The sequence below is a fragment of the Rhodovarius lipocyclicus genome, from assembly GCF_009900765.1.
Lineage (GTDB): Bacteria > Pseudomonadota > Alphaproteobacteria > Acetobacterales > Acetobacteraceae > Rhodovarius > Rhodovarius lipocyclicus.
The window spans coordinates 184,172-201,653 of sequence record NZ_JAAABL010000003.1; the positions used below are offsets into that span (position 1 = coordinate 184,172).

Sequence of the window (17,482 nt, forward strand, 5' to 3'; positions counted from 1 at the left end):
CATGCTGGAACTGCAATTGCTGCTGGGAGGGCTCCAGAACGGGGCCCTCTATGCGCTGACGGCCGCGGGTTTCGCGCTGATCTTCGGCGCGACCAAGGTGTTCCATGTGGCCCATGGCGCGACCTTCACCCTCGCGGGCTATGTGTTCATCGGCGCCTGGAACGCGGGCTGGCACCCGGTGCTGGGCGTGCTGGCCGCGATGGCCGCCGCCGTGGCCTTCGGCATCGCCATGGAACGCTTCGTCTACCGCCCGATCGGCCGGCATGAGGGCGGGTTCTTCACCGTCTTCGTCGCGGCCTTCGGTGTTTCCATCGTGGTGCAGAACCTGATCGCCATGGTGGCCGGGCGCGGCTTCGCCAATGTGGACAGCCCGCTCTCCATGGCCTCCGAGGTGTTGCCGGAACTGTTCCTGGCGCCGGTGTTCTGGATTTCGATCGTGGCCGCCGTGGCGATGTTCCTGGCGCTGACGCTCTTCCTCTCCCGCCATCCGGCGGGGGTGGCGCTGCGCGCGCTGGCGCAGAACGCGGACCTGCTGAGGGCCTATGGGCTGTCCTCCTCCAAGCTCTCGATCCTGGCCTTCGCGCTGGGCTCCGTGCTGGCGGCGCCGGCGGCGATCCTCACGGCCATGACCTCCGGCATCAATGAGGCGGTGGGCAACCATGTCATGCTGATTTCCATGGCGGCGACCATCGTGGGCGGCGTGGGCAGCCTGCGGGGTGCCGCGCTGGCCGGACTGCTGCTGGGCGTGGCGGAGGCCGTGGTGCTGACCGTGCTCGATACCCAATGGGCGGAGGGCGCCAGCTTCATGGTGCTGTTCGCCTTCATCCTGTTCCGCCCCTCGGGCATGTTCGGCGCGGCGGTGGCCCGATGATCGCTTATCTCTCCAACCTCGCCACGCTGGCCGCGATCTTCGGCCTGCTGGCGGCGACACTGAACTTCATGGTCGGCCAGGCCGGCATCTTCAGCGTGGCGCATGCGGTGTTCATGGGGCTCGGCGCCTATGCCGGGGCGCAGGTGGCGCTGCTGGTGGTGCCGAACCCGCTGCTGGCCTGCCTGGCGGCGGCCGTGGTCGCGGGCGGGCTGTCGCTGTGCCTGGCCTTGCCCGCGCTGCGCGTGCGGGGCGAGTATTTCGTCGCGGCCTCGCTCGGCCTGCAGATGATGGCCGTGACCCTGTTCACGGAGGCCAAGCCGCTGACCGGCGGCATGGGGGGCTTGGTCGGCATTCCGCGCCCCAGCCTGTTCGGCGTGGTGATCCCGGTGCTGCCCATGGCGCTGATCGCGCTGGTGCTGTTCCTGGTGCTGATGTCGGCCATGCAGCGGGGCAGCTTCGGCCGCACGCTGGGCGCCATCCGCGATGCCGAGAGCGCCGCCGAGGCGCTGGGCAAGAACGTCGCGGTCGCCAAGGCGCTGGCGGTGGCGTTCTCGGCCGCCGGTGCGGGTGTGGCGGGGGCGCTGTTCGCGCTGCACCTGTCCTTCGTGAATGTCGAGAGCTTCACCCTCGAACAATCCGTGCTGGTGATGGCCATGCTGATCGTGGGCGGCACCGGCACGCTGCTGGGGCCGTTGCTGGGGGCGGTGCTGCTGCTGTCGCTGCCCGCCGCGCTGTCCTTCCTGCCTTTCATCCCACCCACCGAGATCGGTTCGGTGCAGCAGATCATCTATGGGGGGGCGATGGCGCTGCTCATGATCTTCAGGCCCGCGGGCCTGCTGGGCGACCAGAAGCGCGGGAGGAGCGAGGCATGACCATCGCTCTGAGTTGCCAGGGCCTGGCGCGCAGCTTCGGCGGCGTGCAGGCGGTGAAGGGTGTGTCTCTGTCGCTGCCGGCCGGGCAGGTGACGGCCCTGGTCGGCCCCAACGGCGCGGGCAAGACCACGGTGTTCAACCTGATCACCGGCAATCTGCGTGCCGATGAAGGCAGCGCCACCCTGCACGGCAAGCCCATCATGGGGCTGAAGCCGTGGCAGGTGGCGCGCGCGGGCGTGGCCCGCAGCTTCCAGGACCTGCGCCTGTTCCAGCACATGTCCGTGCGGGACAATGTGCTGGCCGCGACCGAGCCCGCGGGCTGGTTCTGGCAGCCCGGCGGGGCCAGCGCGCGGCGGGAGCGCGAGGCGAAGGCCGATGCCGCCATCCAGGCCGCGGGCCTTTCGGCGGTCGCCGATGCGCGGGCCGTGGACCTCGCCTATGCGGAGCGCAAGTTCCTCTCGATGGCGCGTATCCTGGCGGCCGAGGCCAATGTCTGGCTGCTGGACGAACCGGCCTCGGGGCTCGATTTGTCCTCCCGCGAGCGGTTCCAGGGGCTGCTGCACCATGCCCGCGCGCAAGGTGTGGCGATCTGCCTGATCGAGCACAACCTCGACGTGGTGATGGCACTCGCCGACCGCATCGCCTTCCTCGACCGGGGCCAGGTGCTGGCCGAGGGCGAACCCCAGGCCATCATGCGCGACCCCAAGCTGGCCGCGATCTATTTCGGAGACCGCCAATGAGCGCGCCCGCACTGGAGGCAACCGGGCTCGCCGCCGGCTATGGCGGGCGCGAGGTGTTGCAGGACATCAACCTGACCCTGCATGCCGGAGAGGCGCTGTGCGTCATCGGCCACAACGGCGCGGGGAAATCCACGCTGCTGCGCTGCCTGTTCGGCCTGCACCGGCCGACGGCCGGCGGCATCGCCGTGTTCGGCCAGGCCCTGCCGCGCCATGATCCCGCCAGCCTGGGTGCGGCCGGCATCGCGCTGGTGCCGGAGGGCAGGGGAGTGTTCCCTGACCTGACCTGCGAGGAAATCTTCGGCCTCGCCCTGTGGTCGGCGGGCGTGCCGAAGCCAGAGGGGCTGCGCCGCATCGAGGAAGTGCTGGAGATCCTGCCGCGCATCCGCGAATTCCGCACGCGCCGCGCCGGCACGCTCTCGGGGGGGCAGCAGCAGATGGTCTCCATCGCGCGCGCGCTGCTGACACGCCCCAAGGCGCTGCTGCTGGACGAGCCCTCGATCGGCCTCGCGCCGAAGCTGTTCCAGGATCTGATGGAACCCATCGCGGCGCTGGTGAAGTCGCGCGGCATGTCCATGCTGCTGGTCGAGCAGAATGTGCATGAGGCCTTCGCTGTCAGCGACCGGGTGCTGGTGATGCGCAGCGGCCGGCTGATCCGGGAGGGGACGCCGAAGGAACTGTCCGATCACTCGGTGCTGATGGAACTGTTTTGAGGATACGGGGGGCGGAAACGCCCCCCCGCTTCGATTCAGGCCGCCTCTTTCGAGCGGTCCCACAAATTCGGCACCACCTGATTGGAATAGCCGGAGATGAAGGCCTTGGTCTCGCCTTCCGGCGTGAACACATGGCGCTTCACCGCGCCGATATTGCCGCCATAGACATGGATGCTGATGGAGGCGCGGTCCTGGAACGCGTTCTCCACCACATGGATGTCCCCGATGGTGGGGGAGACGGCCTCCACATCGCCGGGCTTCAGGGTGATGGGCGTGCCCTCGACCACCGGCTTGCCGTCCTTCAGCGCGAAGCCGGTCGAGACCTCCGCCCCGCGCAGCATGCCGATCAGCCCCCACACCATGTGGTCATGGATGGGCGTGCGCTGGCCGGGCCCCCAGACGAAGCTGACCACGCTGAAGCGTTCCAGCGGGTCGCAATGCAGCAGGTACTGGCTGTAGCGCTCGGGGTTCGGCTTGGCGAAATCCTCGGGCAGCCAGTCATCCTGGGCGACCAGGGCGGCCAGCAGGGGCTTGGCCTTGTCCAGCAGCGGGGCCTCGGTCAGGCCCTGGCCGGCCAGTTCGGTCATGGCGGCGATGAAATCGCGCAGCTTGGCGGTGCTCATGCTCTTGCTCCTCAGCCACGGCCCTCGAAGGGCATCTTGCTGGCCTTGATGGTCATGGTGAAAATGTTGGCGCTCAGGTCCAGGCTGTCCATGAAGACGATGGCGCGGCCGACATTGTCCACATCCATGGTGGGTTCCACCGCCACGGTGCCGTCGGCCTGCTTCACGCCGCGCTGCATGCGCTGGGTCATGGGCGTCGCGGCGTTGCCGATGTCGATCTGCCCGGCGACGATGTCGTATTTCCGGCCATCCAGCATCAGGGATTTCGTCAGACCCGTGATGGCGTGCTTGGTGGCGGTATAGGGCGCGCTGTCCGGGCGTGGGGTGTGCGCGCTGATGCTGCCATTGTTGATGATGCGCCCGCCCTGGGGCGACTGCTCCTTCATGATGCGGAAGGCGGCCTGGGCGCACAGGAAGCTGCCCGTCAGGTTCACCGCCACGATCTCCATCCACTTGTCGGCGGGCAGGTCCTCGAACAGCACGCCGGGGGCGTTCAAGCCGGCATTGTTGAACAGCAGGTCCAGCCGGCCCCACTTGGCCTTCACCTGGGCGAAGGCGGCCTCCACGGCCTCGGGCTTGGACACATCGGCCGCGATCGGCAGGGCGTTGGCGGCATTCGCGCCGGCCAGGGATTGGGTCTCCTCCAGCGCCTCGATCCGGCGGCCCAGCAGCGCCACCCCATACCCCGCCGCCAGCAGCGCCAGCGCCGTCGAGCGCCCGATGCCGGTGCCAGCGCCCGTCACCACCGCGATTTTTTGTGCCATGTCGATCTCCTCCGGATGTCGGCGGGCAGGTTGCTTCGATGCGGGCCGGGCCGCAAGCTGGCCGCCCGCGACCGGAGGAAACGAATGTACGAATATGATTGCGTGCCCGCGCTGGAAGTGACCGGCACGCCGCGCTGGCGGGCCCCGGCGCGCGCCTGCGACTGCCATTTCCACATTTTCGGCCCCTATGAGGCCTATCCGCTGAGCCCCACGCGCCCCTACACGCCCCCGCCCGCGACCATCCCGCATTACCTGTCCATGGCGGAAAAGCTGGGGCTGGAGCGCATGGTGGTGGTGCAGGCCAGTGTCTCGGGCACCGACAATGCCGTCACGCTGGATGCGGTGAAGGGCTTCGGGATCGAGCGCGCCCGCGCCGTGGTGGTGGTCGATGACAGCGTGACCGAGGCCGAGCTGCGCGCCATGCACGCCCGGGGCGCGCGCGGCGTGCGCTTCAACGCCGTCAGCGGCAATGGCACCCCGGTGGCGCAGCTGGAGGCCCTGGCCGCCCGCATCGCGCCCCTGGGCTGGCATATCCAGATCTATGCCAAGAGCGACGCCATGCTGGCCATGGCCCCCACCCTGGCCCGGTTGCCGGTGGAGGTGGTGCTGGACCACATGGCCGGCGCCCCCGCGGCCGAGGGGCCCGACGGCCCCACCGCCCGCGCCGTGCTGGCCCTGCTGGAAGGCGGGAAGGCCTGGGTGAAGCTGTCGGGCTATCGCGCCTCCGCCCCGCCCTGGACGGATCTGGCCCCGCTGGCGCGTGCCTTTTACGCCGCCCGGCCCGACCGCTGCGTCTGGGGCAGCGACTGGCCGCACACCCAGGTGCAGAACGCGGCGGACATGTATGACGACGCCGTTCTGCTCGATTGGCTGGCCGATTGGTTCCCGAACCCGCTCGACCGTCAAAGAATTCTGGTGGATAACGCCTCCGCTTTGTATTTCCGCGCCTGAGAGGGCTGGAAACAGGACGCCAAAAGTCCTATTTGAGCCGCAGCGAAGGAGGATGCCTTGCTGCGGCTATCCAAACTGACCGATTACGCGATCGTCGTTCTGGCCCGTCTGGGCCAGGCGAACGCGGCCGGCCGGGTCACGGCGGTGCCGGAGCTGGCGCTGGCCAGTGGCCTGGCGGAACCCACCGTGGCCAAGGTGCTGAAGATCCTGGCCCAAGCCGGTCTGGTGGAAGGGCTGCGCGGCGCGCGCGGCGGCTACCGCCTCTCCCGCACGCTGGAATGCATCCCCCTGTCCGACGTCATCACGGCCTTCGAGGGGCCGATCGCGCTGACCGCCTGCGTCGATGGCGCGGCGGGCGGCTGCGAGTCCGAGGGCTGCTGCCCGGTGCGGGGCCGGTGGGACCCGGTGAACCGTGCCATTCGCGATGCGCTGGCCGGGGTTACCGTGGCCCAGCTTGCCAACACGCCACCCGCGCGGCAATGCGCCGCCGCTGTACTGAACTTCTGAACGGGGCCCTGACACATGCCTGCTGTGACCGAGACCATCGAAACCGTTCAGTCCGTGGCCGAAGGCGGCTACAAATGGGGCTTCGAGACCGATATCGAAATGGAATTCGCTCCCAAGGGGCTGAATGAGGATATCGTCCGCTTCATTTCCAAGAAGAAGAATGAGCCCGAGTGGCTGCTGGAATGGCGCCTGAAGGCCTTCGCTCTGTGGAAGACCATGAAGGAGCCCGATTGGGCGGCCGTGAACTATCCGCCCATCGACTACCAGGATGCGTATTACTACGCCGCCCCGGTCCAGAAGGCCGGGCCCAAGAGCCTGGACGAGGTCGATCCCGAGCTGCTGAAGACCTACGCCAAGCTCGGCATCCCGCTGAAGGAGCAGGCGATCCTGGCCGGTGTCGAGGGCGCGGGCGAAAGCCCCGCCGATGGCCGTCTGCCGATCGCCATCGACGCGGTGTTCGACAGTGTCTCCGTCGCCACCACCTTCAAGGGCCGGCTGGAGAAGGAAGGCATCATCTTCTGCGCCATCTCCGAGGCGGTGCAGAACCACCCCGATCTGGTGCGCCAGTATCTGGGCAGCGTGGTGCCGCAGGCGGATAATTTCTTCGCGGCCCTGAACAGTGCCGTCTTCACCGATGGCAGCTTCGTCTACATCCCCAAGGGCGTGCGCTGCCCGATGGAGCTGTCCACCTATTTCCGCATCAACGCGAAGAGCACCGGCCAGTTCGAGCGCACCCTGATCATCGCCGATGAGGGCAGCACGGTCAGCTATCTGGAGGGCTGCACGGCCCCCATGCGCGACGAGAACCAGCTGCACGCGGCGGTGGTGGAGCTGGTGGCGCTGGACGATGCCTCCATCAAGTATTCCACGGTGCAGAACTGGTACCCCGGCGATGCCGAGGGCAAGGGCGGCATCTACAACTTCGTCACCAAGCGCGCGGCCTGCCGCGGCAAGCGCAGCAAGGTGAGTTGGACGCAGGTGGAAACCGGCTCGGCGATCACCTGGAAGTATCCCTCCTGCATCCTGCAGGGCGATGACAGCGTGGGCGAATTCTACTCGGTGGCGATCACCAACAACCGCCAGCAGGCCGATACCGGGACCAAGATGTTCCACATCGGCAAGAACACGCGCAGCACCATCGTCAGCAAGGGCATCAGCGCGGGGTTCGGGCAGAACACCTATCGCGGCCTGGTGCGCATCGGCGCCAAGGCCACCGGCGCGCGCAACTTCACCCAGTGCGACAGCCTGCTGATCGGCGACCAGTGCGGCGCGCACACCGTGCCCTACATCGAGAACCGCTGCATGTCGGCCAAGACCGAGCATGAGGCGACCACCAGCCGCATCGCCGAGGATCAATTGTTCTACTGCCGCCAGCGCGGCCTGTCGGAGGAGGAGGCCGTGGGCATGATCGTGAACGGCTTCTGCCGGGAGGTCCTGAAGGAACTGCCGATGGAATTCGCGGTCGAGGCGCAGAAACTGCTGCAGATCAGCCTGGAAGGGAGTGTTGGTTAATGTTGAAGATTGAAGGGCTGACCGCCGAGATCGATGGCAAGCAGATCCTCAAGGGCCTGGACCTGGAGGTTCCGGCCGGCGAGGTGCATGCCATCATGGGCCCGAACGGCGCGGGCAAATCCACGCTTTCCTACGTGCTGTCGGGCCGTGAGGGCTATGAGATCACCGGCGGCTCCGTGACCTTCCACGGCAAGGACCTGCTGGCGATGGAGCCCGAGGAACGCGCGGCCACCGGCCTGTTCCTGGCCTTCCAGTACCCGGTCGAACTGCCGGGCGTGGGCAACGCCACCTTCCTGCGCACCGCGCTGAACGCCATCCGCCGCCAGCGGGGCGAGCCGGAGCTGGACGCGATGCAGTTCCTGAAGCTGGCCCGGGGCCGGATGAAGGAGCTGTCGATGCCCGAGGACATGCTGAAGCGCGGCGTGAATGTCGGCTTTTCGGGCGGCGAGAAGAAGCGCAACGAAGTGCTGCAGATGGCGCTGCTGAACCCCAGCCTCGCCATTCTGGACGAAACCGACAGCGGCCTCGACATCGACGCGCTGAAGATCGTCTCCGACGGCGTGAACGCCCTGCGGGGCCCGGGCTTCTCGGCGCTGGTGATCACCCATTACCAGCGGCTGCTGAACTACATCGTGCCCGACCGCGTGCATGTGCTGGTGAACGGCCGCATCGTGAAAAGCGGCGGCAAGGAGCTGGCGCTGGAGCTGGAAGCCCACGGCTATGCCGAGGTCGCGGCGTGAATGCCATGAGCAACAACGCCGAGGCCTTCCTGCGCCGGGCGGAGGCGCTGGCGACCCCCGCCTGGGCCGGCGCCCTGCGCCGCCAGGGGCTGGATGCGCTGGCGAAGTCCGGCCTGCCGACCCGCCGCGCCGAGGCCTATAAATACACCGACCTGTCGCCGATCGCGCGCGCCGAATTCGGCGCCGCCCCCGCGGCCCTGGCCCGCCCCGCGCTGCCCGCGCCGCGCGGCCGCGCCCGGCTGGTCTTCGTGGATGGGTTGCTGCGCGCCGATCTCTCGACCCTGCCGCCGCGCCCACTGTCCGATGCCGCCGCCGTGCTGGGCACGGTGGAAAACAGCGCCGTCACCCCGGTCGCGGCCCTGAACGCCGCCCTGGCCGAGGACGGGATGTTCCTGGACATCCCCGCCGGCGAGCAGGCCGGGCTGATCGAGCTGGTCAGCATCGTCACCGAGGCCGCCGGCCCCATCGCCTTCCATCCGCGCCATGTGCTGCGGCTGGGGCAGGGGGCCAGCGTGACCCTGCTGGAAACCTGCCAGGGGCCGGATGGCGTGGCCTATCTGCACAACCCGGTCTTCGAGGTGGTGGTGGGCGAAGGTGCCACCTGCGCCCACACCCGCATCCAGCAGGAAGGCGGTTCGGCCTATTTCCTGTCCTCGGTGCATGCGCGCATCGCCGCCGGCGGCACCTATGACAATTTCACCCTGAATGCCGGGGCGAAGCTGGCCCGCAACGAGATCCATGCCGCGCTGGAAGGCCCCAAGGCCGCCTGCCACATGAATGGCGCGCAGCTGGTGGGCGATGGCCGCCATGCGGACAGCACCACCTTCCTGCACCATGCCGCGCCCGATTGCGCCAGCCGCCAGACCTACAAGACGGTGCTGGCCGGGCGCTCTCGCGGGGTGTTCCAGGGTAAGATCCTGGTCAGCCAGGCGGCGCAGCGCACCGATGGCTACCAGATGAACCAGGCGCTCCTCCTCTCGGAGGATGCGGAAATGGATGCCAAGCCGCAGCTTGAAATCTACGCGGATGACGTGAAGTGCAGCCATGGCGCCACGGTGGGCGCGCTGGACGAGGCGCAGCTGTTCTACCTGCGCTCTCGCGGCATCCCCGAGAAGGAAGCCCGCGCCATGCTGGTGCAGGCCTTCCTGACCGAGGCGGTGGATGGCGTGGCCGACGAGACCTGCCGCGCCGCGCTGGATGAGGCGGTGATGGGCTGGTGGCGGGAGATGGCGGCGTGATGGACGGCGCGGTGAACCCCAGGGGGGAAGCGGATTTCGATGTCGAGCGCATCCGTGCCGACTTCCCGATCCTCGCGACCGAGCATCGCGGCAAGAAACTGGTGTTCCTGGACAGCGGTGCCTCCGCCCAGAAGCCGCGCCAGGTGATCGACACCATGATCCGCACCATGGAGACCGCCTACGCCAACGTGCATCGCGGCGCCTATCACCTGAGCGAGACGGCCACCGCCGCCTATGAGGCCGCGCGCGCCGCCTGCGCGCGTTTCCTCAACGCGCCCCGGCCCGAGGACATCATCTTCACCTCCAACTCCACCATGGCGATCAACCTGGTGGCGCACAGCTATGGCCGGGGCATCATGAAGCCCGGCCAGGCGGTGGTGATCAGCGAGATGGAGCACCACGCCAATCTGGTGCCCTGGCAGATGCTGCGCGACGGGCACGGCACCGAACTGCGCGTGTGCCGCATCACCGATGCCGGCGAGCTGGACCTGAACCACCTGGCCGAGCTGCTGGCGGATGGGAAGGTGGGCCTCGTCGCCGTCACCCACATGTCCAACGTGCTGGGCAGCGTGACGCCCGCCACCCTGATCGCCCGCATGGCGCATGAGGCCGGCGCGAAGGTGTTGTTCGACGGCAGCCAGGCCGCCGTGCACCGCCGGGTGGATGTGCAGGCGATCGACGCCGATTTCTACTGCTTCACCGGCCACAAGCTGTATGGGCCGACCGGCATCGGCGTGCTGTATGCCCGCGCCGCCTTGCAGAAGGCGATGCCCCCCTTCCTGGGCGGCGGCGACATGATCGCCAGTGTCACCTTCGAGCGCACGACCTGGGCCGAGCCCCCCGCGAAGTTCGAGGCCGGCACGCCGCCGATCATCGAGGCCGTGGGCCTGCACGCCGCCATCGACTATGTGGAGGCCATCGGCCTGCCCGCGATCGAGGCGCATGAACGCGCCCTGGTCGATCACGCCATGGCGACCCTTCCGCATGTCGAGGGCCTCACTATCTATGGCAAGGCGCAGGATCGCGGCGGGGTGTTCGCCTTCGCTCTCGATAACGCGCATGCCCATGACCTTTCGACCCTGTTGGACCGGGCCGGCATCGCGGTCAGGGCCGGGCGCCATTGCACCGAGCCGCTGCATGAGCGCCTCGGCGCCGGGGCCGGGACCTGCCGCGCCAGCTTCGGCCTCTACACCACGAAGGCCGAGATCGATTACCTGGCCGAGGCACTGGCCTCGGCACGGAGGTTTTTCGCCTGATGTTCGATGATCTGCGAGACCTGTATCAGGAAGTCATCCTGGACCACGGCCGCAAGCCCCGGAATTTCCGGCGGCTGGAAAACGGCACCCATCACGCCCGCGGCGACAACCCGCTCTGCGGCGACAAGATGGAGCTGTGGCTGGCGCTGAACGAGGACGGCACCATCGCCGACGCGGCCTTCCAGGGCCGGGGCTGCGCCATCAGCATGGCCAGCGCCAGCCTGATGACCGAGACGGTGAAGGGCAAGTCGGTCGCCGACGCCCACAAGCTGGGCGAGCAGTTCCGCGAGCTGGCCATGACCGGCACCTGCCCGCACTGCGCGGCGGGGCTGGAGGATGAGATGGAACGCCTGGCCCCGCTCTCGGGCGTGCATGAATTCCCCAGCCGGGTGAAATGCGCGACGCTCGCCTGGCACACGCTGAATTCCGCCCTGGACAACCAGGGCAAGGAGGCGAGCAGTGAGTGAACCCAGCGTGTCCTCCTGGACCCCCGAAGGCGAGGAGCATCCGCGCCTGACCGAAGAAGGCGTGATCGCGGCGCTCAAGACCGTGTATGATCCGGAAATCCCGGTGGACATCTATGAGCTCGGCCTCGTCTACGCGATCGAGATCGGGGATGACGGCAAGGTGAAGGTGGAAATGACCCTCACCACGCCATCCTGCCCCTCGGCGCAGGAACTGCCCGGCATGGCGCAGGAAGCCGTCCGGCAGGTCCATGGCGTTACGGATTGCGATGTCGAGGTCGTCTGGGATCCGCCCTGGGACCAGAGCCGGATGAGCGAGGACGCCCGCCTCGCCCTGAACATGTATTGAGGAGGTGGCCAGCGTGAGCACGACGACTGAAAAGCCCCGCACCCGCGAATTGCCCCCGCTGATCCGCATCTCGGACGCGGCGGCCGAGCGCCTGTCCGGGCTGTATACCCATGCCGAGGCCGGCAAGCTGCTGCGCATCGGGTTGAAGACCAAGGGCTGCTCCGGCATGGCCTATGATCTGGACTTCGTGGACGCCCAGGGCCCGAACGATGAGCGCGTGACGGACAAGGGCCTGACCATCCTGGTGGACCGCAAGGCGACGCTGTTCCTGATCGGCACCACCATGGACTACGAGATCAAGGCGATGAGCCAGGGCTTCACCTTCACCAACCCGAATGAGAAGGGGCGGTGCGGCTGTGGCGAAAGCTTCCACGTCTAAACTTCCGCCATCTGCCCCCTGAGGGGGCAGTAGCCGCCCGTTCCGGGGCCGGGATTGTCCGACAGGGGGCTGGCCAGCCAGCCCGTTCCGCGCTGCCATTCCGCCCCGAGAGATAGGGAATGGCACATGGCCAAGAAATTTCACCTCGGCTGGTTTTTGCAGGGGTCCTCGGCGCAGGCCTGGGGCGAGCCCTTCACGGGGGCCATCGGGCGCGACTGGCGCCAGCCGGATCTGTTCGTTGACATGGCCCGCCACCTGGAACGCGGCCGCTTCGACTATATCCTGATCGAGGACAGCTCCTATGTCGGCGAAAGCTACGGCAATTCGCGGGAGCTGTACCTGCAGAGCGCGCTGTCCGTGCCCCGTCAGGACCCGTCCATCGTCGCCACGCTGATGGCGGCGGCGACCAGCCGCATCGGCATTGTGCCCACGCTCTCCACCTTCGCCTATCCGCCCTATCTGCTGGCGCGGCTGGTGGCGACGCTGGACCAGGTCTCGGCCGGGCGCATCGGCTGGAACCTGGTGACCGGCAGCAGCGATTTCGCGGCCATGAACTACGGCATGCCGGGCATGCCCGACCATGACCTGCGCTATGAGATGGCCGAGGAATACATCGCCGCCACCAACATGCTGTGGGACAGCTGGGACAAGGACGCGATCCTGGCCGATACCGCCAGCGGCGTCTTCGCCGACCACACCAAGGTCCGCCACACTGACTTCAACGGCAAATGGTTCAAGACGCGCGGCCCGCTGAATTCCGGCCCCTGCGTGCAGGGCCGCCCGGTGATCGCCCAGGCCGGCGGCTCCCCGCGCGGCAAGCAGTTCGCGGGCACCCATGCCGATACGGTGGTGGCCAGCGTGAAGGGCACGGCCGCCATGAAGGCCTTCCGCGACGATGTGCGGGCCGCCGCCGTGGCCTCGGGGCGCAACCCCGACCATGTGAAGCTGCTGTGGCTCGTCACCCCCGTGCTGGGTGAGACGGAGGAGGAGGCCCAGCTGCGCCAGAAACAGCGCCTGGCCCGCGCCGAGGCCGGCCTGCCGCAGCTGATGGCCCATTTCGGCAAGACCACGAACATCAACTTCGCGGCCTATGACCTGGACATGCCGGTGGCCGAGATGACGCTGACCACCAATGGCCACCAGCAGTCGCTGGACGATTTCAAGCGCAACGCCGGCAAGAAGACCCTGCGGGAGGCCATGCTGTCCTATCGCGGCAATTCGGGCTCCGTGCCGCTGGTCGGCACCTGTGACTCGGTGGCCGCCCAGATGGGCGAGGTGATCGAGGAAGTGGGCGGCGACGGCTTCCTCATCACCACCAACGACACCAGCCGCCGCGTGGTGGCCGAGGTGGTGGACGGGCTGGTGCCTGCCTTGCAGGCACGCAACCTGGTGCGCAAGGAGTATGCGCACGCCACATTCCGGGAAAATCTCCGGGAGTTCTGACGTTCCGGGGGTTCAAGGGCAGGGGAGGCGGGTCTAGCATTTACGCCTCCCTTACTTGTCAGGACCGGCCCCGATGACGCCTCCGCGCAATAGCTCCGCAACCCGCGATGTCGCGTATGCGCTGCACCCCTACACCGATGCCCGCGCCCATGAGCAGGGCGGTCCCATGATCATCACCCGCGGCGAGGGGGTGCGCGTGTGGGATGACCAGGGCAAGTCCTATATCGACACGGTGGCGGGGCTGTGGTGCGCGGCGCTCGGCTTCTCGAACGAGCGTCTGGTGGCGGCCGCGACCGCGCAGATGCGCAAGCTGCCCTTCTACCACGCCTTCACCAGCAAGGCGCACGAACCGATGATCGATCTGTCGGAGATGCTGATCGAGCGTGCGCCGGTGCCGATGAGCAAGGCCTTCTTCTGCAACAGCGGGTCGGAAGCCAACGACACCGCCATGAAGATGATCTGGTACTACAACAACGCCATCGGCCGCCCGCAGAAGAAGAAGATCATCGCCCGCATCAAGGGCTATCATGGCGTGACCATCGGCTCCGCCTCCCTGACCGGGCTGCCGAACAACCACAAGCTGTTCGACCTGCCGATCGCGGGCATCCTGCACACCACCACGCCGCATTACTATCACGAAGGCCGCCCCGGCGAGACCGAGGAAGACTTCGCGACCCGCTGCGCCGATGAGCTGGAAGCCCTGATCCTGAGCGAGGGCCCCGAGACCATCGCCGCCATGTTCATGGAACCCGTGATGGGCGCCGGCGGCGTGATCGTGCCGCCCAAGACCTATTACGCGAAGATCCAGGCCGTCCTGCGCAAGTACGACGTGCTGGTGGTCGCCGATGAGGTGATCTGCGGCTTCGGGCGCACCGGTGAATACTGGGGCTGCACCACCATGGGCATCGAGCCGGACATCCTGACCTGCGCCAAGGCGCTGTCCTCCTCCTTCCTGCCGATCTCGGCGGTGCTGATCAACGACAAGGTCTATCAGGGCCTGGCCGATGGCAGCCATTCCATCGGCACCTTCGGCCATGGCTACACCTACTCCGGCCATCCGGTGTCGGCGGCCGTCGCGGTCGAGACGCTGAAGATCTACGACGAGATGGACATCGTGGGCCATGTGAAGAAGGTGGCGCCCCTGATGCAGGCCGCCATCCAGAAGCTGGCCAGCCACCCGCTGGTGGGCGATGCGCGCGGCGTGGGCCTGATCGGCGCGATCGAGCTGGTGGAGGACAAGGCCACCAAGAAGAACTTCGACCCCGCCCGCAAGGTGGCCGGCCGCGCCGCCAAGCTGTGCGAGGCCGAGGGCCTGATCTTCCGCATCCTGCCCGGCGACGGCCTGGCCTTCTCCCCCCCGCTGGTGATCAACGAGCAGGAGGTGGAGGAAATGATGTCCGGCCTGACCCGCGCGCTGGACAAGCTGGCGGTGGAACTGCGCCGCGAAGGCTTCACCATCGTGTGAGGCGAAGCGGGCCCGGGGGGAGGTTTCTCGGAGCCTTCTCCCGGCCCGATCCACACTTGAATGACGGTTCAGATGTGCTATCTTTTTTCCAAGTTGAGAGTAATTCGCAACTGCAACTGACATTCGCAACGCCACCCCGCCCGACCATCGGCGGGCCAGCCACCGAGGGACACATGGGCCGCGATTACAGCTATATCGCCCGCCGCTGCGAACGCGCCGTCGTCACCGCCTATCGTGAGCTGCGTGAGGCTGGCTCCCAGGATGTTCCGGCTTTCCAGGCCTGCACGACGCTGTATCGCGTGCACCACCCGGAGGCCTCGGTGGATGAGGCGCGCCGTCTGGTGGCGGAATGGATCGACCACCATGTGGTGCGCGCCAGCAGCGGCCCTACCCGTGGCTGCGACTGCTGATCCTTCAAGCACTTGCCTAAGGCCGGGCAGGGCCACATAAGCCCGGCATGCTTCCCCTGATCCGTCTGCTGCCGGGCCGTGACCGTCGCGTCAAGGCTGGCCACCCCTGGGCGTTTTCCAACGAAATCGCCATGTCCGCCGAATTGCGGGCCCTGCCCGCCGGCACGCCCGTGCGGCTGGAGGGCGATGACGGCGTGAAGCACGGCGTCTGGCATTTCAACCCGCACAGCCTGATCGCCGCGCGAGTCCTGGACCGCGACCCGAACGCCATCCCCGATGCCGCCTGGTATCAGGCCCGAATCGGCCGGGCGCTGGCGCTGCGCGAACGCCTGCTGCCTTCCCCCCATTACCGGCTGGTGCATGCCGAGGCCGATGGCCTGCCGGGCCTGATCATCGACCGGCACGGCGATGCCGTGGCGCTGCAGGCCAACACGGCCGGCATGGAGGCGGCGACTCCGCACATCCTGGCCGCCCTGCGCGCCCTGATCGACCCGCGCCTGGTCATCGCCCGCAATGACAGCCCCGTCCGCAAGCTGGAGGGGCTGGAGGAAGCCGTCACCACCCTGCATGGGGAAGGCGGCACCGCCCATGTGGCCGAGGGCGCCATCCGCTTCGAGCTGGACCTGACCGGTGGCCAGAAGACCGGCTGGTTCCATGACCAGCGGGAGAACCGGGCCCGCGTCGCGGCCCTGTGCAACGGCGCTACCATGCTGGATGCCTTCTGCCACACGGGCGGCTTCGGGCTGGCGGCGGCCGCGGCAGGCGCGCGGCACGTCACGCTGCTGGACCGCTCGGAGCCCGCGCTGGTGCTGGCCACCCGCACCGCCCAGGCCCATGGGCTGAGCCAGGTCGAGTCGGTGCGCGGCGAGGCGCTGGAGGTGCTGGAGCGCTGGGTGAACGAAGGCCGGCGTTTCGACGTGGTGGTGGCCGACCCGCCCGCCTTCGCCAAGGCCCGCAAGGATGAACAGCCCGCCCTGCGCGCCTATGCCCGGCTGGCGCGGCTGGCGGCGCAGCTGGTCTCGCCGGGCGGCATCCTGTTCATGGCCAGTTGCTCGCACCATGTGGCGCCCGCGGCCTATGCCGATGCGGTGGCGCATGGCATCTGGCGCGCCCGCCGGGATGCGCGGCAATTGTTCCAGGGCGGGGCAGGGGTGGACCACCCCGTGCACCCGATGCTGCCCGAAAGCGCCTATCTCAAGGCGCTGCTCTACGCCCTGGATTAACCGTACAGGTGGCAGGCGACCGAGCCGCCCTCGGGCATCGCCCGCAGCTTCGGCAGGGTCACGCTGCATTCCGGCATGGCGTGCACGCAGCGCGGATGGAACGGGCAGCCCGGCGGCGGGGCCGCCGCTGAGGGGATTTCCCCCAGGATGCGCGGCAGCGCGCCGCGCAGCGCCGGGTCGGGCTCCGGCGAGGCATCGCGCAGCATCCGCGCATAGGGGTGCAGCGGCTGGGCCAGCACGCGCGCGACAGGCCCTTCCTCCACGATCCGGCCCAGATACATCACCGCCACCCGGTCGCAAAACCAGCGCACCACCGACAGATCGTGGCTGACGAACAGGAAGGCGAGGCCGCGCCGCTGCCGCAATTCCCGCAGCAGCAGCAGCACCTGCGCCTGCACCGACACATCCAGCGCCGAGACCGGCTCATCGGCCACGATCAGCTCCGGTTCCAGCGTCAGCGCGCGGGCGATACCGATGCGCTGGCGCTGCCCGCCCGAAAACTCATGCGGGTAGCGGTCATAGGCGTTGGGCGGCAGGCCCACTTCCTCCAGTAGGGCCAGGGCGCGCTTCTTCGCCTCCTCACCGCGCGCCAGGCCATGCACGCGCATGGGCTCGGTCAGGGCGGAGCCGATGGACTGGCGTGGGTCCAGCGAGGAGTAGGGATCCTGGAACACGATCTGCATGCGTCGGCGCAGGGCGATCAGATCCTTGCCGCGGGCCGCGCGCACATCCTGGCCGGCGAAGCGCACGTCGCCGCCATCGGGCTCGACCAGGCGCAGCAGGGCGCGGGCGGCGGTGGATTTGCCGCAGCCCGATTCCCCCACCAGCCCGAAGGCCTCGCCGGGGTTGATGGTCAGCGACACGTCCTCGACGGCGCGGATCACGGTGGTCTTGGGCTTCGGGAAGCCCTTGCGGACGGTGAAGTGCTTGGACAGGCCCCTGACGGAGAGCAGCGGTTCGGTCAT

20 protein-coding genes are annotated in these 17,482 nt (G+C 68.1%); 17 read left to right on the top strand and 3 right to left on the bottom strand.

What is annotated here, in order from left to right; all coding sequences use genetic code 11:
• Position 1 precedes the first annotated feature (1 nt).
• The 4 genes from GT007_RS06025 to GT007_RS06040 are packed head-to-tail and all read left to right on the top strand — an operon-like array spanning position 2 to position 3,193.
• The gene (locus tag GT007_RS06025; protein ID WP_160120676.1) at positions 2–871 is read left to right on the top strand and encodes a branched-chain amino acid ABC transporter permease; all 870 of its coding nucleotides are present in this window, start codon (positions 2–4) and stop codon (positions 869–871) included.
• Positions 868–1,743: a branched-chain amino acid ABC transporter permease gene (locus GT007_RS06030; protein ID WP_160120677.1), complete on the top strand. Its 876-nt coding sequence runs from the start codon at positions 868–870 to the stop codon at positions 1,741–1,743. Before GT007_RS06025 ends, GT007_RS06030 begins: the two co-directional genes overlap by 4 nt.
• Positions 1,740–2,483: an ABC transporter ATP-binding protein gene (locus GT007_RS06035; RefSeq protein WP_160120678.1), complete on the top strand. Its 744-nt coding sequence runs from the start codon at positions 1,740–1,742 to the stop codon at positions 2,481–2,483. Before GT007_RS06030 ends, GT007_RS06035 begins: the two co-directional genes overlap by 4 nt.
• Positions 2,480–3,193: an ABC transporter ATP-binding protein gene (locus GT007_RS06040; RefSeq protein ID WP_160120679.1), complete on the top strand. Its 714-nt coding sequence runs from the start codon at positions 2,480–2,482 to the stop codon at positions 3,191–3,193. The genes GT007_RS06035 and GT007_RS06040 overlap by 4 nt, the downstream gene beginning before the upstream one ends.
• A gap of 35 nt (positions 3,194–3,228) precedes the next feature.
• Here GT007_RS06040 and GT007_RS06045 read toward each other — a convergent pair whose 3' ends face one another.
• Both GT007_RS06045 and GT007_RS06050 read right to left on the bottom strand, forming a co-directional pair.
• Positions 3,229–3,816 carry a cysteine dioxygenase family protein gene (locus GT007_RS06045; RefSeq protein ID WP_160120680.1) on the bottom strand — a complete coding sequence of 196 codons (588 nt, stop codon included), beginning with the start codon at positions 3,814–3,816 and terminating at the stop codon, positions 3,229–3,231.
• An 11-nt stretch (positions 3,817–3,827) separates the two neighbouring features.
• Positions 3,828–4,580, bottom strand: a complete 753-nt coding sequence (locus GT007_RS06050; protein WP_201451808.1) for an SDR family oxidoreductase — start codon at positions 4,578–4,580, stop codon at positions 3,828–3,830.
• Positions 4,581–4,664: 84 nt separating this feature from the next.
• Here GT007_RS06050 and GT007_RS06055 point away from each other — a divergent pair, with 84 nt between their 5' ends.
• The 13 genes from GT007_RS06055 (at position 4,665) to GT007_RS06115 (ending at position 16,517) form a co-directional block, all read left to right on the top strand.
• A complete protein-coding gene (locus tag GT007_RS06055; RefSeq protein WP_160120681.1) occupies positions 4,665–5,531 on the top strand; it encodes an amidohydrolase family protein in 867 nt (288 codons plus the stop codon).
• 57 nt (positions 5,532–5,588) lie between these two features.
• On the top strand, positions 5,589–6,038 hold the full coding sequence (locus tag GT007_RS06060) for an SUF system Fe-S cluster assembly regulator (protein ID WP_160120682.1): 450 nt from the start codon (positions 5,589–5,591) through the stop codon (positions 6,036–6,038).
• Between the two features lie 15 nt (positions 6,039–6,053).
• Positions 6,054–7,550, top strand: a complete 1,497-nt coding sequence (sufB, locus tag GT007_RS06065; RefSeq protein ID WP_160120683.1) for a Fe-S cluster assembly protein SufB — start codon at positions 6,054–6,056, stop codon at positions 7,548–7,550.
• Positions 7,550–8,290, top strand: coding sequence for a Fe-S cluster assembly ATPase SufC (gene sufC / locus GT007_RS06070; RefSeq protein WP_160120684.1), 741 nt, complete (start codon positions 7,550–7,552; stop codon positions 8,288–8,290). Before sufB ends, sufC begins: the two co-directional genes overlap by 1 nt.
• A gap of 5 nt (positions 8,291–8,295) precedes the next feature.
• A complete protein-coding gene (gene sufD / locus GT007_RS06075) occupies positions 8,296–9,528 on the top strand; it encodes a Fe-S cluster assembly protein SufD (RefSeq protein ID WP_201451809.1) in 1,233 nt (410 codons plus the stop codon).
• Positions 9,528–10,784: an aminotransferase class V-fold PLP-dependent enzyme gene (locus GT007_RS06080; RefSeq protein ID WP_160120752.1), complete on the top strand. Its 1,257-nt coding sequence runs from the start codon at positions 9,528–9,530 to the stop codon at positions 10,782–10,784. The genes sufD and GT007_RS06080 overlap by 1 nt, the downstream gene beginning before the upstream one ends.
• Positions 10,784–11,251, top strand: coding sequence for a Fe-S cluster assembly sulfur transfer protein SufU (gene sufU / locus GT007_RS06085; RefSeq protein WP_160120686.1), 468 nt, complete (start codon positions 10,784–10,786; stop codon positions 11,249–11,251). The genes GT007_RS06080 and sufU overlap by 1 nt, the downstream gene beginning before the upstream one ends.
• Positions 11,244–11,597: an SUF system Fe-S cluster assembly protein gene (locus tag GT007_RS06090; RefSeq protein ID WP_236571526.1), complete on the top strand. Its 354-nt coding sequence runs from the start codon at positions 11,244–11,246 to the stop codon at positions 11,595–11,597. Before sufU ends, GT007_RS06090 begins: the two co-directional genes overlap by 8 nt.
• A gap of 13 nt (positions 11,598–11,610) precedes the next feature.
• On the top strand, positions 11,611–11,976 hold the full coding sequence (locus GT007_RS06095; RefSeq protein ID WP_160120687.1) for a HesB/IscA family protein: 366 nt from the start codon (positions 11,611–11,613) through the stop codon (positions 11,974–11,976).
• Positions 11,977–12,102: 126 nt separating this feature from the next.
• Positions 12,103–13,419, top strand: a complete 1,317-nt coding sequence (locus GT007_RS06100) for an NtaA/DmoA family FMN-dependent monooxygenase (protein ID WP_160120688.1) — start codon at positions 12,103–12,105, stop codon at positions 13,417–13,419.
• A gap of 73 nt (positions 13,420–13,492) precedes the next feature.
• The gene (locus GT007_RS06105; RefSeq protein WP_160120689.1) at positions 13,493–14,884 is read left to right on the top strand and encodes an aspartate aminotransferase family protein; all 1,392 of its coding nucleotides are present in this window, start codon (positions 13,493–13,495) and stop codon (positions 14,882–14,884) included.
• Positions 14,885–15,057: 173 nt separating this feature from the next.
• Positions 15,058–15,294: a hypothetical protein gene (locus GT007_RS06110; protein WP_160120690.1), complete on the top strand. Its 237-nt coding sequence runs from the start codon at positions 15,058–15,060 to the stop codon at positions 15,292–15,294.
• A 47-nt stretch (positions 15,295–15,341) separates the two neighbouring features.
• The gene (locus tag GT007_RS06115) at positions 15,342–16,517 is read left to right on the top strand and encodes a class I SAM-dependent rRNA methyltransferase (protein ID WP_160120691.1); all 1,176 of its coding nucleotides are present in this window, start codon (positions 15,342–15,344) and stop codon (positions 16,515–16,517) included.
• Here GT007_RS06115 and GT007_RS06120 read toward each other — a convergent pair.
• A complete protein-coding gene (locus GT007_RS06120) occupies positions 16,514–17,482 on the bottom strand; it encodes an ABC transporter ATP-binding protein (protein WP_160120692.1) in 969 nt (322 codons plus the stop codon). The two genes, GT007_RS06115 and GT007_RS06120, sit on opposite strands and share 4 nt — an antisense overlap.